This is a genomic window from Allobosea psychrotolerans (assembly GCF_002917105.1).
GTDB lineage: Bacteria > Pseudomonadota > Alphaproteobacteria > Rhizobiales > Beijerinckiaceae > Allobosea > Allobosea psychrotolerans.
In genome coordinates this window covers 95993-109448 of the sequence record NZ_PQFZ01000010.1, presented here as the reverse complement: position 1 = coordinate 109448, position 13456 = coordinate 95993, and the positions used below count along the sequence as shown (strand labels likewise).

At 66.5% G+C, this 13456-nt stretch carries 12 protein-coding genes; 2 read left to right on the top strand and 10 right to left on the bottom strand.

The genetic code is table 11. The annotated features are described in order from the left end of the window. Nucleotides 1–2: 2 nt before the first annotated feature. The 10 genes from CYD53_RS17600 to CYD53_RS17555 all read right to left on the bottom strand — a co-directional run bounded on the left by CYD53_RS17600 (nt 3) and on the right by CYD53_RS17555 (nt 11311). Nucleotides 3–1397, bottom strand: coding sequence for an amidohydrolase family protein (locus CYD53_RS17600; protein ID WP_181011920.1), 1395 nt, complete (start codon nt 1395–1397; stop codon nt 3–5). Between the two features lie 28 nt (nt 1398–1425). After that, a complete protein-coding gene (locus CYD53_RS17595) occupies nt 1426–3003 on the bottom strand; it encodes an ABC transporter substrate-binding protein (protein WP_103719379.1) in 1578 nt (525 codons plus the stop codon). A 210-nt stretch (nt 3004–3213) separates the two neighbouring features. Then, nucleotides 3214–4113: a LysR family transcriptional regulator gene (locus tag CYD53_RS17590; RefSeq protein ID WP_103719378.1), complete on the bottom strand. Its 900-nt coding sequence runs from the start codon at nt 4111–4113 to the stop codon at nt 3214–3216. Between the two features lie 87 nt (nt 4114–4200). Continuing rightward, nucleotides 4201–5631: an amidohydrolase family protein gene (locus tag CYD53_RS17585; protein WP_103719377.1), complete on the bottom strand. Its 1431-nt coding sequence runs from the start codon at nt 5629–5631 to the stop codon at nt 4201–4203. Nucleotides 5632–5871: 240 nt separating this feature from the next. Then, entirely contained in the window at nt 5872–6747 is an 876-nt protein-coding gene (locus tag CYD53_RS17580) for a polysaccharide deacetylase family protein (RefSeq protein ID WP_103719376.1), read from the bottom strand. Beyond that, nucleotides 6744–7577: an ABC transporter permease gene (locus tag CYD53_RS17575; RefSeq protein ID WP_103719375.1), complete on the bottom strand. Its 834-nt coding sequence runs from the start codon at nt 7575–7577 to the stop codon at nt 6744–6746. The genes CYD53_RS17580 and CYD53_RS17575 overlap by 4 nt, the downstream gene beginning before the upstream one ends. After that, nucleotides 7574–8464 (bottom strand): ABC transporter permease, encoded by an 891-nt coding sequence (locus CYD53_RS17570; RefSeq protein WP_103719374.1) that lies wholly within the window; start codon nt 8462–8464, stop codon nt 7574–7576. Before CYD53_RS17570 ends, CYD53_RS17575 begins: the two co-directional genes overlap by 4 nt. Further along, nucleotides 8461–9588, bottom strand: coding sequence for an ABC transporter substrate-binding protein (locus CYD53_RS17565; RefSeq protein ID WP_181011919.1), 1128 nt, complete (start codon nt 9586–9588; stop codon nt 8461–8463). Before CYD53_RS17565 ends, CYD53_RS17570 begins: the two co-directional genes overlap by 4 nt. A gap of 33 nt (nt 9589–9621) precedes the next feature. Next, complete coding sequence (locus tag CYD53_RS17560) at nt 9622–10695, bottom strand: ABC transporter ATP-binding protein (RefSeq protein WP_103719372.1); 1074 nt, start codon at nt 10693–10695, stop codon at nt 9622–9624. Between the two features lie 190 nt (nt 10696–10885). Further along, the gene (locus CYD53_RS17555; protein WP_103719482.1) at nt 10886–11311 is read right to left on the bottom strand and encodes an Lrp/AsnC family transcriptional regulator; all 426 of its coding nucleotides are present in this window, start codon (nt 11309–11311) and stop codon (nt 10886–10888) included. 112 nt (nt 11312–11423) lie between these two features. Here CYD53_RS17555 and CYD53_RS17550 point away from each other — a divergent pair, with 112 nt between their 5' ends. Then, nucleotides 11424–12488: an ornithine cyclodeaminase gene (locus CYD53_RS17550; RefSeq protein WP_210202366.1), complete on the top strand. Its 1065-nt coding sequence runs from the start codon at nt 11424–11426 to the stop codon at nt 12486–12488. Nucleotides 12489–12492: 4 nt separating this feature from the next. After that, entirely contained in the window at nt 12493–13434 is a 942-nt protein-coding gene (gene ctlX, locus CYD53_RS17545; RefSeq protein WP_103719370.1) for a citrulline utilization hydrolase CtlX, read from the top strand. Nucleotides 13435–13456 lie beyond the last annotated feature (22 nt).

The window sequence follows — 13456 nt, the reverse complement described above, 5'->3', positions numbered from 1 at the left end:
GCTCACGCGTCGAGCCAGCGCAATTCGCCTTGCGGTGGCGCGATGTCGGGATTGGCGGCGATCATCCGCTCCCAGACACGCTGGGTGACGGCCTGGGCTTCGTCGAGCAGGGCCTGTTCGTCGAGCGTCAGCACCTTGCGGTCGCGCATCACGAATTCGCCGTCGACGATGACGGAATGAACGATGCCGGGATGGCCGTAATGCACGAGATTGGAGACCAGGCGGATCAGCGGCCGCATCACCGGCTGATTGAGGTCGATGATGGTGAGATCGGCCTTCTTGCCGGTTTCCAGCGAACCGATCTGGTCCTGCGCGCCGACTGAGCGGGCGCCGTTGCGCGTGATCATGTCGAGCATGTCCTGCGGCTGCGGATCGATACCGCCTTCGGTGTCGCGGCCGCGCCCGCCGCGATGCAGGATCAGGCCGATCTTGAGGGCGTGGAACAGATCCTCGGTCATGTTGTCGGTGCCGAGCGCGATGTTGACGCCGGCGTCGCGGATCAGGCCGATGGCGACGGTGTGCGGGCCCTTGCGCGAGGAGTTGGCCGGGTTGTGCGCCATCTGGACGCCGCGCTCGGCGAGCAGCGCGATGTCGGCGGGCGTGCAATAGGTCCAGTGGGCGCAGGTCAGGTCCGGGCCGAGGAAGCCCTCGCGGTCGAGATAGCCGGCAGGCGTCAGGCCATGGGCCGCCTTGACGGCTGCGATCTCGCCCGGGCTCTGCGCCAGATGGCAGGTGCGGGTGAGGCCGTGATGCCCGGCCATGTCCTTGAGCCTGCGCAGCATGGCGGGCGAGCAGTTGTCGGGGGCATGCGCCGCGATCTGGCAGTTGACGCGGCCGTTGCGGGCGCCGTTCCAGCCCTCGATCAGCATCTGCGTGCGGTCGAGGAAGCCCTGTCCGAAGGCCTCGTCGATGCCGTATTCGCCGAAGCGGATTTTTCGCGTGTCGATATCGGCGCAGCTTTCCGAGAGCCAGAGCCTCAAGCCGGTATCGGCCATCGCGCCGGCATAGGAGGGGACGTGGCGGAACGGGTCGACCAGCGTCGTCGCGCCGCTGCGGATCGCCTCCAGGCAGCCGAGCGAGGCCATCACCGCCCGCTCATGGTCGCTCATCGTATAGGAGACCGGCGACATGTAGCGGTAGATGATCTCGCCATCCCAATCCTCGACCGTGCCGCGCAGCGCGGTCAGGACGGTGTGGGTATGGGCGTTGATGAAGCCCGGCAGCACGGCGAGCCCGCGCCCGGAGATGCGCTCGCAATCCGGATAGGCCTGCTCCAGCGCAGCCGTCTCGCCGATCGCGGCGATGCGGTCGCCGATGATGGCGATCGCGCCGCGCTCGATGATGCGCCGCTCGTCGTCGCAGGTGACGACGGTCGTGTCCTTGATCAGCAGGTTCATCGCGCGCATCCCATCAGGCAGCTCCCGGTCAGTTGCGCTTCACATTCCAGAACACGGCGGTGCCGTTCATGATGCCGCCAAGGTCGGTGCGGAAGAGGGTCGGCTGCTTGTACTGGCCGATCGGGTAATACGGCACTTCCTCGAAGGCGGTCTTCTGGATTTCGTCGCAGATGCGCTTCTGCCCGGCATCGTCGCCGGTCGAAAGCCATTGCGCGCGCAGCGCTTCGATCTTCGGACTGGAGACCCAGCCGGGGAAGGCGCCGTCGCCGCGCAAAGTCGAATGCACCAGCGGGTTGAGCCAGTCCATGCCCTGCCAGTTGCCGACAAAAGCGTTCCAGCCGCCCTGGTCGGCCGGGCCCTTGTTGACGCGGCGCTTGAGCACCGAGCCGAAATCGAGCGCGGTGTATTCGACATTCATGCCGGCCTGTTTCATCACATCGGCCGCGATGTCGCCGAGCGGCTTCTGCGCCAGCGAATCGGCGGGCACGAGCAGCACGACCTTCTCGCCGGCATAGCCCGCCGCCTTGAGGTCGCGCTTGACCTTGTCGTAGTCGCGCGGACCGCGGAAGATATCGAGCCCGACCTCGCTACCCATCGGGGTGCCCGGCGTGAAATAACCGAGCGGGCTATGACGGAAGGCGGGATCGTCGCCCGCGACCGCGATCATGAAGGCCTCCTGGTCGATCGCGCCGAGCAGGGCGCGGCGGATCGCCGGATTGTCGAAGGGCGGCTGCAGATGGTTGACCCGCATCTGGCAGGTGAAGCCGAGCGGATCGAGCACCGCGGTGCGGACGGATTTGCTGCGGGCGACGATGGGCAAGAGGTCGTGCGGCATCGCCTCCTGCCAGTCCTGCTCGCCGGCCTGCACGGCCGAGGTGCCGGTCGCGGCATCCGGCATGGTCGTCCATTCCACGCGGTCGAAATTCACGATCTTGGGGCCAGACGTCCAGTCCGGCGTGCCCTCGCGCGGCTTGTAGCCGGCGAAGCGCTCATAGACGTTGCGCGCACCGGGCACCCGCTCGTCGGCCTTGTAGCGGAAGGGGCCCGAGCCGATCACCTCGGGAATGAGCTTGAACGGATCGGTGTTGGCGAGCCGCTCCGGCATCATGAAGCAGACCGGCGCCGAGACCTTGCCGAGCGCATAGGGCAGATAGGGGAAGGGCGCCTTGAGACGGAAGCGGATCGTCCTGTCGTCGGGGGCGGAGAGTTCGTCGGTCGCCTGCATCAAGGCGTCGCCGGCCGCATCCCGCTTGGCCCAGCGCCTGATGCTGGCGACGCAATCGCGCGCCGTGACCTTCTCGCCGTCATGCCAGGCGAGGCCGTCGCGCAGGGTCAGGTTCCAGAGCTTGCCGTCATTCTCGACCGTGTGGCCCTCGACCATCTGCGGCGAGATCTCGAGCCTGGTGTTCATGCCGTAGAGCGTGTCGAACACCATGAAGCCATGGGTGCGGGAGACCTGGGCGGTCGCGTAGATCGGGTCGGTGAAGGCGAGGTCGATTACCGGGATGAATTTCAGCGTCGTCACTGAGGCGGCCCGCACCAGAGCTGGGCGCGAGACGAGGCCCGTTGCGGCCGTGCCTGCGAGGAAGTGGCGGCGATTCAGCATTATGGGTCTCTCGATGATGGCGGCATGGGCGCAAGCCTTGCCCGAGCGAGCACGCTGATGCGGATCGCAAGGGGCCGGTGCGGCAGGGACTGTGGAATGCCCGGCGCTGCCGGGATGATGTGCGCAGCGAGACTGTGGGGCAGGCATTGTGGCCGGGCAATGCCCGCGCCTATGCTTTATTCGGGGCCGCCATTTGCCGGGCGAATACCGTCAGGCGAGCTTGCCCGCGACCTCGCCGACAACGACGCGCACCTCACGCAGGAAGGCTTCGGCAGCGCGCGACAGGGGCCGCTTGCGCGAGCTCACCACGGAGGCGGAAACCTGCACGGCGGGCTCAAAAGCCCGGATGGCGAGGTTGTAATGGCCGCTGAACAGCGGCGACAGCGGATCGACCACCGCGACGCCGACGCCGTTTTCGGCGAGCACGCAGGCCGTGTTGCAATAGCGGACCTCGACGGCGAAATTGAAGGGCTCCCCGGCCTCGGTGAAGGCCTGGCGCACGATGGTGCCCATCCTGCTGCCGCGCTCGAGCGCGATGAAGGGCACGCTCCTGAGGTCGCTGGGATAGATCGTGTTCTTCCCGGCGAGCGGGTGGTCGGGCCGCATCACGCAGACCATGCGCTCGGAGAAGAAGACCTCGGCATTGAGCGCGCGGTTTTCGTTCAGCCCCATGACGAAGCCCAATTCGGCGACGCCGTTCTCGACGCTGTCGATGACGTTCTCGAAGCGGCGGACATCGAAGAATACCCGCATCTTGGGCCGCTTGGCGAGGAAGCTGCCGAGCGCGCGGGGAATGACGCTGTAGCCCAGCGGCGGCGTGGCGATGAGCCGGACATGCCCGGCCCGGTTCTCCTTCAGATCCTGGACCCTGGCTTCCAGGGCGGCGTGCATCTGGAAGATCGGATCGGAGTCCTGGTAGATCGCCCGCGCCTCGGCCGTCGGGAACAGGCGGTTGTTGACCCGCTCGAACAGCGGGAAGCCGACCTGGCCTTCCAGATGCTTGATCGCATTGCTGACGGCGGGCTGGGACAGGCCCAATTCCTGGGCGGCCCTCACCGTCGTCTCGCATCGCATGACGGCACGCAACAGCTCGATCTGACGCAGGTTCATATTCTTGCTCTGAATAGTGTCGGGGTGACCCTATTTCAGGAGCAAATCATATGCCAGCTCGGTCGTGGGGTCGCGGCGGGACGCCGTTCAGGTCCAGCGCAGGCTGGGCGGCGAGAGTTCGTCGACCGAACGGCCGGCCCAATCCAGCGAGGAGGCTTTCGCCAGCGCGCGTCGCTGGGCCTCTTCCAGCCCGGCGGAAGCCGCCTGGTAATCCATGGTCACGACCTTGCCGTCTTGCACCACTTGCCGGCCGGCGACGAAGACATGGGCGACCGCGCGCTCGGCGGCGGCGTTGATCAGGCTCTTCAGCGGGTCGCGGGTCGGGCGCATCATCGGATGCGTCAGGTCGACCATGACGAGATCGGCCTGGGCGCCGGTCGCGAGACGGCCGATATCGGCGCGTCCGAGCAGTTTTGCGCCGCCCAGCGTCGCGGCGCGGACGACCTGGCCGGTTGTGACGACGGCATGGCTTTCGCCGGTGATGCGGGCATAGACACCGGCGTGGCGCAGCTCTTCCAACATGTTGTGGGGGAAGGTGTCGGTGCCGATGCCGATATTGACGCCGGCGGACAGATAGCGGCCGAGATCGCGCAGCGTAAAACCGCGCCGGCCGAAGACGGTCGGGCAATGCGCGACCGAGGTGCCGGTTTCGGCGAGGCGCGCCAGGTCGGTGCGGGTCGGCCAGCGCACCCAGGGATGGTCGTCGAGGAAGATGGCATGGGCGATCGACGCGTTCGGGCCGAGAAAGCCGATGCTGTCGAGCCACTGGACCGGCGAGAGCCCGCTGCGGCGGACCATCTCGTGGAATTCGCTGATCGACTGCCCCGCATGGGTCTGGATCGGGATGTTGCGCTCGGCCGCGCCGGCGATCGAGGCGCGAAACAGCTCCTGCGTGCAGGTGTCGATCTGGGCCGGGCAGGCGAGGCCCGACAGCCGACCGGATTCATGCGCCAGGGCCGCGTCGATGATCCCGAAGGCCTCGTCCATCGCCTTGCGCCCGGCGGCATCGTCGAGCTCGTATTCGACGGTGTAGCCATTGCGGGTGAACCAACGGCCGTTGCGGTACATCGGCGCCATGACCATGCGCAGGCCCGAAGCCGCGGCGCGGTCGAGCCAGCCATCGCTGGGGAAGGAGAGGTCGACCAGGGTGGTGACGCCCGACATCAGCAGTTCCGACCAGGCGACATGGTTGAGATGCGGGATGCCTTCCGCGTCGGCACGGAACAGCCAGAGGAATTCGTAGAGCGAGGAATTGTAGAGTTTCGGGCTGCCGACCTCGTCGGTCATGCCCTTGTTGCCGGGCTCGCTCGACGGGTGCGAATGGATGTCGACGAGCCCCGGCATGACCATGAAGCCGCGCCCGTCGATCTCGCGGTCGACCGGTCCGCCCCAGCCCTCGCCGAGATGGAGGATGCCGCTCTCGTCGAAGACGACGTCGCAGTCGCGGCGATAGACGTGGTCGTCGGCCTCGCCGTCATAGGCGATGACGACATCGGCGCGGGAGATGCGGGTGGTCATGGTCAGTCTCGTTTCTTCGGGGGCATAGCGAGCCGGTCCTGCTCCGTCATTCCGGGGCTTCGCCCTCGGGTCCGACCTTTGGTCGGCCCAAGGATAAACTCCGCGAAGAGCCCGGAACCCAGAACCGATGAGGAGCAGAAAGCGGCTCTCTAACACCAGAGCATTTGCGACAAGGCGCATCGGTTCTGGGTTCCGGGCTCGGCCCTGCGGGCCGCCCCGGAATGACGGAGGTGTTTCTGCTCAGAGGCCCGCCGCCTTTTCCTGCTCGATATAGTGGGCGGCGATCTCCTGGCCGGTGGCGATCCAGACGTCCCCGTAGCTTCTGGCCCGCGTGATGAAGTCGCGCAGGATGCCCAGCCGCATCGGCCGGCCGGTGACTTGGGGATGCATGACCATGGAGACGAGGCCGCCCCATTCACGGGTCTGCTCGAGCTCGCCATTCCAGATCGACAGCACATGCTCCTTGGGGAACATCGGGCGCGGGCTGAAGCGCTGGCTCAGCCCATAGAGCCAATCGTCGAAGGAGACGTTGACGGGCAGTTCGACGGGGCCGCGCGAACCGTCGCGCAGCTTGTGGCGGTAGGGGCGGATGTCGTCGCGGAAGGACGAGGAATACAGGATGCCGCGATCGCGCAGATAGCCCAGCAGCTCGTGATAATTCTCGCCCGAGGGCGCCCGGTAGCCGACCGGCGTGACGCCTAGCACGCGCTTGAGCGAGTCGAGCGCCTTGTCGATCTCCTCCTTGTCCTCGGCGAAATCGGCGGGGTCGGGCCGCTTGTGCAGATAGCCGTGATGGCCGACCTCATGCCCGTCCTTGACGATGCTCTCGCACATCTTCGGATGGGCATCGACGACCCAGCCCGGGATGTAGAAGGTCGCCTTGATCTCTTCGGCGCGCAGATAGTCGAGGATCTTGGGAATGCCGACGCGCTCCTCATAGGCGCCGAAGGACATCGTCACGAGGCGGTCGACGTTCTTGAAGTCGTATTGCAGCCAGGCCGTCTCGGCATCGACGTCGAAAGCCGGAAAGACAGCGCAGCTCGCTCCATTGGGCCAGGGGAACTCGGGAGCGGGATCCGAGAGGTTGGCTGAGATGGTCGGGATGTCGGGGATCATGGGGCTTCCTTTGCTTGGCGTTGGATGCGGCTGCGGCGCGCGAGCTCGACAAGGAGGAGCGCGGCGATCGAGACGATGATCAGGATGGTGGACACTGCCGTCAGCGACGGGTCGAGTTCGAACTTGACCGATTCCCAGATCTTTTTTGGCAGCGTCGTGGTCCGCGGGCCACCGAGGAACAGGGTCAGCACCACCTCGTCGAAAGAGGTCAGGAAGGCGAAGGCCCCGGCCGAGATCAAAGCGGGGCGAACAGCCGGCAGCACGATATGCCAGAAGGCGCGCGGGAACGAGGCTCCGCAGGAGCGCGCCGCCAGTTCGATGGAGCCGTCGAGCCTGCGGAAGGCCGCGCCGACGATGACGATGACCACCGGCAGGGCAAGCAAGGTATGGGCGAGGAAGAGGCTTGTGGGCGTACCGATCAGCCCCAGCTTCGAGAACAGCATGTAGAGCCCGAGCGCCAGCACGATGACTGGCACCACCATCGGCGAGATCAGCAGAGCCTCGGCGAGCCGGCGACCGCGAAAGCGGCCCTTCGCCAGCCCATAGGCCGCCGGCACGCCGATCAAGAGCGAAGCCAGTGCGACCAGGCTCGCGAGCCAGAGCGAGAACCAGCCGGCCTCGCGCCAGGCGCGGCTCTCCCAGAGCGCATGATACCAGCGCAGCGACCAGCGCGAGGGCGGAAAGCTGAACAGCGTCGTGTCGTTGAAGGAGACGAAGATGATGACGGCGATCGGCGCCAGCAGGAACAGCATGGTCAGCCCCGCAAGGAGCCATAAGGCGGAGCGCCCGGCATTGATGCGGGGCGGCGGCGCTGCGGAGGACAGGCTCATCGCCCCTCCATTCCGGCGATGCGGCCGGCCCCTGCGAAGGCGGCGCCGCAAGCGAAGACCAGCGCGACGAGCCCGAGCAGCGCCAGGCTCAGCATGGCGCCGAACGGCCAGTCCAGCAGGTCGCGCACCACCATCTCGATCAGCGAGGCGATGGTGAGGTCGTCGGGGCCCCCGAGCAAAGCCGGCGTGATGTAGAAACCGATGGCGAACATGAACACCAGCGTCGCGCCGGCGGCGAGGCCGGGCAGCGACAAAGGCAAGGTGACATGGATGAAGGCCGCTGCAGGCGAAGCGCCCAGCGAACGGGCCGCACGCGGCAGGCCCGGATCGAGGCGCGAGAGGATCGACCAGATCGGTAGCACCATGAAGGGCAGCAGGACATGGACCATGCCGATCTGCACGCCGATGCTGTTGAACAGCAGGGCGGCCGGCCGCTCCAGCAGGCCCCATCCGGTCAGCCACTCGTTCACGATACCCTTGCGGCCGAGCAGGATCATCCAGGCGAGGCTGCGGGCCAGCACGCTGGTCCAGAACGGGATCATCACGGCCGCGGTCAGCAGCATCGCCAGGCGCGGCCCCGTCGTCGCCATCAGATAGGCGTAAGGGTATCCGATCAGCGCACAGATCAGGGTGGTGATCGCCGCGATCTTGAAGGTGGTGAAGAAGGCATAGTGATAGGTGTCGTCGCCGATCAATCGCGAGAGCTGGGCAAGGCTCGCTCCGGAGCCGGCCGGTCCCTGGAAGGCCCAGCCGAACAGCGAGAGCATCGGGATGAGATAGACGATCGCGCAGAAGGCCAGCGCCCCGGCGATCATCAATCCCGGCCGCGCACGCCAGGCGCGCGCGGCCTTCACCGAGGGAAGGATACTGGCAGTGACCAGCGTCATCCGCGCTTGACCATCCAGCGGGCGTAGCGCTCGATCTGGTTCTCGTTATTAGTCTTGCCGTTCTCGGCAGTCTTTCCCCACCAGTCGATATCGGTCCAGAACTGCTTGGCGAGGTTGTCGGGCGAGGTGTTGAGCTCCTTCGCCTGCGCCTCGCTCAGATGCGCGAAGGCGTCCTGCGAGGACGGGCCGTAGGGGATGCGCTTGGCGAGCTCGGCCTGGACCTTGCCGTCGATGACGAAGTTCAGGAACTGGTAGACGGCCTCGGCATTGCGCGAGCCTTTGACGATCGCCCAGTTGTCGGGGGCAAGCTTGCCGCCGGCGAATTCGACATCGATCGGGGCGCCGTCCTTCTTTGCCACCAGCCCGCGCGGGCCGATGGTGCAGCAGATGTCGATCTCGCCGCTGGAGAGCAGCTGGATCGCCTCGGCGTGGTTGGCGTACCACTTCGTCACCAGCGGCCTGAGCTTGTCATGCGAGGCCCAGGCGCGCTCGATGTCGAGCGGATAGACCTTGTCGGCCGGCACGCCATCGGCGATCGCGGCGAATTCGAGCTGCGGCGAGAGCCCGCCGCGGAAGGGGAAGGAGCGGGCGCCCTTGAACTTCACCCCGTCCCAAACGTCGGCCCAGGTCTTGGGCTGCGTCCCGTTCGGGAAGGCCTTGGTGTTGTAGACGATGTTGAACGAGTAGATCAGGTGCCCAAGCCCGTAGGGATGGTGCAGCACGGACGGGATCTTGCCGAGCCTGGCCTTGTCGAGCTTGGAATAGTCGATCGGCTCGAGCAGCTTGGCGTTGACCATGGCCAGGATCGCCGGGATGTCGGTGTCGAGGATGTCCCAGGTGACGTTGCCGCTGTCGACCATCGCCTTGACCTTGGCGGCCTCCGGCGGTCCGTCATCGCGCACGCGGATCCCGGTCGCCTTTTCGAAGGGCGTGAACATCACCTCGCGCATCGCCGTGGTGCGCGAGCCGCCCCAGCCCGCGACGACGATCTCGCCCTTGTCGGCGCGCGCCGGCGTGACATGGACGAAGGGGCTGGCGATGGTGACCGAAGCGCCGGCGCCGCCGAGAAGGACGGAGCGTCGGGATAGGCCAGGGTGTCGGGATAGGCCTGGGCGATCAGTCATGATGGTCTCCCCTTGTTGTGAATCCATGGCGTTTCAGGCGGCAAGCAGCACGGCGTCGTCAGGGGCCCAATCGATCTTCACGGCCTCCCCGATCCTGGCCTGATAGGCATCGGCCCGGTTGGGCTGCTTGATCGTGAGCTCGGGGCCACCATCGAGTCGCAGGGTGAGGCGGGAGATCTCGCCGACATAGACGATGTCCTGAACGGTCGCGCGCAGGCCGCTGCCGGGGGCGTCGGCCGCCGACAGGCTGGCCTTTTCCGGCCGCAGCAGGAAGGTCGCCGTATCTCCTTCGCGCAGCGCGCCCGGCCGGGCCGGCAAAGGCGGGCCGCCGGCCGCCGGCAGCAGGGCCTGGCCGGCCTCGCCATCGCGCACGACCTTGCCGCCGATCATCGTGCTCTCGCCGATGAAGCCCGCGACGAAGGCGTTGACGGGGCGCTCATAGAGGTCGGTCGCGCTGCCGATCTGGACGATCCTGCCGCGATCCATCAGAGCGATCCGGTCCGACAGCGTCAGCGCCTCCTCCTGATCATGCGTGACATAGACGATGGTGATGCCGAGCTGGCGGTGCAGTCGCCGGATCTCCGTCTTCATCGTCTCGCGCAGGGAGCGGTCCAGCGCCCCCAGCGGCTCGTCCATCAGCAAGAGGCCGGGCTCGTAGACCAGGGCGCGGGCGAGCGCGACGCGCTGCTGCTGGCCGCCCGAGAGCTGCGCCGGCAGGCGCTCACCGAGGCCGGCGAGCCCGACCCGCGCCAGCGCTTCCGTGACGCGGCGGGCGGTGTCCGCTGCGGAAACGCGGCGCATCTTCAAGGGGAAGCCGACATTGCGCGCGACATTCATATGTGGAAACAGCGCGTAGTTCTGGAACACCACGCCGATGCCGCGCCGCTCCGGCGGCAGATGCGTGATCGGCTGGCCGTCGAGCACGATCTCGCCGGCATCGGGCGGGGTGAAGCCCGCGATCATCATCAGCGTCGTGGTCTTGCCGGAACCTGAGGCGCCGAGCAGGCTGACGAACTCGCCGGCTGCGATATCGAGCGAGACGGAGGCGACGGCCTGCGAGGGGCCGTAGCTCTTGCCCAGGCTGTTGATCTGCAAGCTCGCGCCCATCGCCGCTCCCCGTCAGCCTATGGGTTCCGAAGCGTCATCACGCCGGGCCGGGCCAATCTGCCTGGAGCATAACAAACAACCGGGCCGCGACGAGCCGGCGGCGATTTGTCGAGCTATCATTTATCGCGCTGGCCTATTCGCGGGCTTTATAAGCTCGCGCGGGCCCCAACGCGCTCCGGCCTTGTGGCAGTCACACCGAGCTGAGCAGGATGCTGGTCTCGCTGTTGAGAATGCCGTCGATGGTGCGCACTTCGCGCAGCACCCGATCGAAGTCGCTGAGGCTGTCGGCGCGGATCTCGGCGATCAGATCCCAGCTTCCGTTGGTGGTGTGCAAGGCATGCAGTTCGGGCAGGCCGCGCAATTGTCGGATCACGGCCGTGGTCGAACGGCCCACGACCTCGATCATCATGATCGCCCGAATGGCCTTGGCGTCATAATCCTGCCGGAAGCGCACGGTGAAGCCGAGCACCGCGCCGGATTCGATCAAGCGGTCGAGCCGGCTCTGCACGGTGGCGCGCGAGACGCCGAGAATGGCGCCGAGCTTGGAGATCGGCGCCCGCCCGTCCTCGCGCAGCGCCGCGATCAGGCGACGATCCAGTTCGTCGAAAACATGCATGGCAATCTGCTTGGTCGAAGTGAGCAGTTTGATCAGAAGAATGATCATAAACGAACTTGTTCGCAATTCTCTATACAAATTGCCTTGGCCTAGACTCCCGTATCGCAATTGCATGCACGGGAGGTGCGCCATGGTTCAGTATGTCGGCGTCGAGAACATGGTTCGCCTGATCGGTTCGATCGGTATCGAGCCCTATCTGATTGGCCTCGCCGGTTATATCGAGGCGGATTTCCGGCGCTGGCCCTCCTTCGAGAAGGCGCCGCGCGTCGCCAGCCATTCCCGCGACGGCGTGATCGAGCTGATGCCGACCAGCGATGGCGAGCTTTACGGCTTCAAATATGTCAACGGCCACCCGAAGAACACGCGCGCCGGCCTGCAGACGGTGACCGCCTTCGGCGTGCTCTCCGATGTCGAGACCGGCTATCCGCGTCTGCTCTCGGAGATGACGATCACCACGGCCTTGCGGACGGCGGCGACCTCGGCGCTGGCGGCGCGATATCTTGCCCGCGAGGACGCCAGCGTCATGGCGATCATCGGGCTCGGCTCGCAATCGGAGTTCCAGGCGCTTGCCTTCAAGGCCCTGCTCGGCATCGACAAGCTGCGCGTCTTCGACATCGATCCGGCCGCGACCGCCAAGTTCCTGGCCAATCTCGCTCCGCACGGTTTCGAGATCATGGTCGCGGCCAGTGCGCAGGAGGCCGTGATCGGCGCCGACATCATCACGACGGTGACCGCCGACAAGCTCAACGCGACGATCCTCTCCGACAACATGGTCGGGGCGGGGGTCCATATCAACGCGGTCGGCGGCGACTGCCCGGGCAAGACCGAGCTGCAGCGCGACATCCTCCTGCGCGCCGATGTCTTCGTCGAGTTTCCCGAGCAGACCCGGATCGAGGGCGAGATCCAGCAGATGGCGGGGGATTTTCCCGTCACCGAGCTCTGGCGGGTGATCACCGGCGCAACCGCCGGCCGCTGCGCCCGCGACCAGATCACCATCTTCGATTCCGTCGGCTTCGCCACCGAGGATTTTTCGGCGCTGCGCTATCTGCGCGACCAGGTCGAGGGCACGACCTATTACGACAACATCGACCTTCTCACCGCGCCGGAAGACCCGCGCAACCTGTTCGGGCTGCTCGGCCGGCCCGCCGCTTCGTCGCGCGTCGCGCTGGGAGCCTGACGGCATGCAGAAGCTTTCCGTCCAGGCGCCCAGAAGCGTCGTGATGATCCGCCCGCATCATTTCAGCCCCAACCCGGCGACGGCCGCGGACAATGCCTTCCAGGCCAATGACGCGCAGCGGACCGCCGCGGCGATCGCCGCTGCGGCGCATGGCGAGGTCAGCAGGGCGGCGCAGCGGCTGGAGGCTGCGGGCATCCGGGTCCATCTTTTCGAGGATGAGGGGACCGCGACGCCCGACTCGGTTTTCCCGAACAACTGGTTCTCGACCCATTCGGGCGGGCATGTCGCGCTCTATCCGATGTTCTCGCCGAGCAGGCGGCGGGAGCGCCGGCAGGATATCGTCGAGATGCTGAAGCAGCGCTATCGCGTGCAGGATGTGATCGATTATTCCGGGCTGGAGCAGGACGGCGTCTATCTCGAAGGCACGGGCGCGATGGTGCTCGATCATATCGAGCGGGTCGCCTATGCCGCGCGCTCGAACCGCACAAATGAGGTGGCGCTGGAGCGCTTCTGCACGCATTTCAACTTCGAGCCGGTGATGTTCGATGCTGTCGATGCGCAGGGCCGGGCGATCTATCACACCAATGTCCTGATGTGCATCGGCACCGATTTCTGCCTGATCGGGCTGTCCACCATCCGCGATGCGGCGCGGCGCGAGGAGATCGCCGGGCGCCTGGCCGAGACCGGCCGGACCGTCATCGACCTCGATCATGAGCAGATTAGCGGCTTTGCCGGCAATGCCATCGAATTGCAGGGCCGGGACGGGCGGGTCGTGGCCTTGTCGTCGCGCGCGCTCGCGGCGCTGCGGCCGGACCAGCTCGTGACCCTGGAGCGGTCGGTGGCTCTGCTGCCGCTCGACGTCCCCACCGTCGAGCTCGCCGGCGGGTCGGTGCGCTGCATGCTGGCGGGCATCCATCTGGCGGCGCGCAGCCCTGTCGCGGGCTGAGCCGTTTTCCCCGACGCAACAG

Coding starts and splice junctions, on each gene's coding strand:
- CYD53_RS17600 (WP_181011920.1), bottom strand. CDS start 1,397: ATGAACCTGCTGATCAAGGACACGACCGTCGTCACCTGCGACGACGAG.
- CYD53_RS17595 (WP_103719379.1), bottom strand. CDS start 3,003: ATGCTGAATCGCCGCCACTTCCTCGCAGGCACGGCCGCAACGGGCCTC.
- CYD53_RS17590 (WP_103719378.1), bottom strand. CDS start 4,113: ATGAACCTGCGTCAGATCGAGCTGTTGCGTGCCGTCATGCGATGCGAG.
- CYD53_RS17585 (WP_103719377.1), bottom strand. CDS start 5,631: ATGACCACCCGCATCTCCCGCGCCGATGTCGTCATCGCCTATGACGGC.
- CYD53_RS17580 (WP_103719376.1), bottom strand. CDS start 6,747: ATGATCCCCGACATCCCGACCATCTCAGCCAACCTCTCGGATCCCGCT.
- CYD53_RS17575 (WP_103719375.1), bottom strand. CDS start 7,577: ATGAGCCTGTCCTCCGCAGCGCCGCCGCCCCGCATCAATGCCGGGCGC.
- CYD53_RS17570 (WP_103719374.1), bottom strand. CDS start 8,464: ATGACGCTGGTCACTGCCAGTATCCTTCCCTCGGTGAAGGCCGCGCGC.
- CYD53_RS17565 (WP_181011919.1), bottom strand. CDS start 9,588: ATGACTGATCGCCCAGGCCTATCCCGACACCCTGGCCTATCCCGACGC.
- CYD53_RS17560 (WP_103719372.1), bottom strand. CDS start 10,695: ATGGGCGCGAGCTTGCAGATCAACAGCCTGGGCAAGAGCTACGGCCCC.
- CYD53_RS17555 (WP_103719482.1), bottom strand. CDS start 11,311: ATGCATGTTTTCGACGAACTGGATCGTCGCCTGATCGCGGCGCTGCGC.
- CYD53_RS17550 (WP_210202366.1), top strand. CDS start 11,424: ATGCACGGGAGGTGCGCCATGGTTCAGTATGTCGGCGTCGAGAACATG.
- ctlX (WP_103719370.1), top strand. CDS start 12,493: ATGCAGAAGCTTTCCGTCCAGGCGCCCAGAAGCGTCGTGATGATCCGC.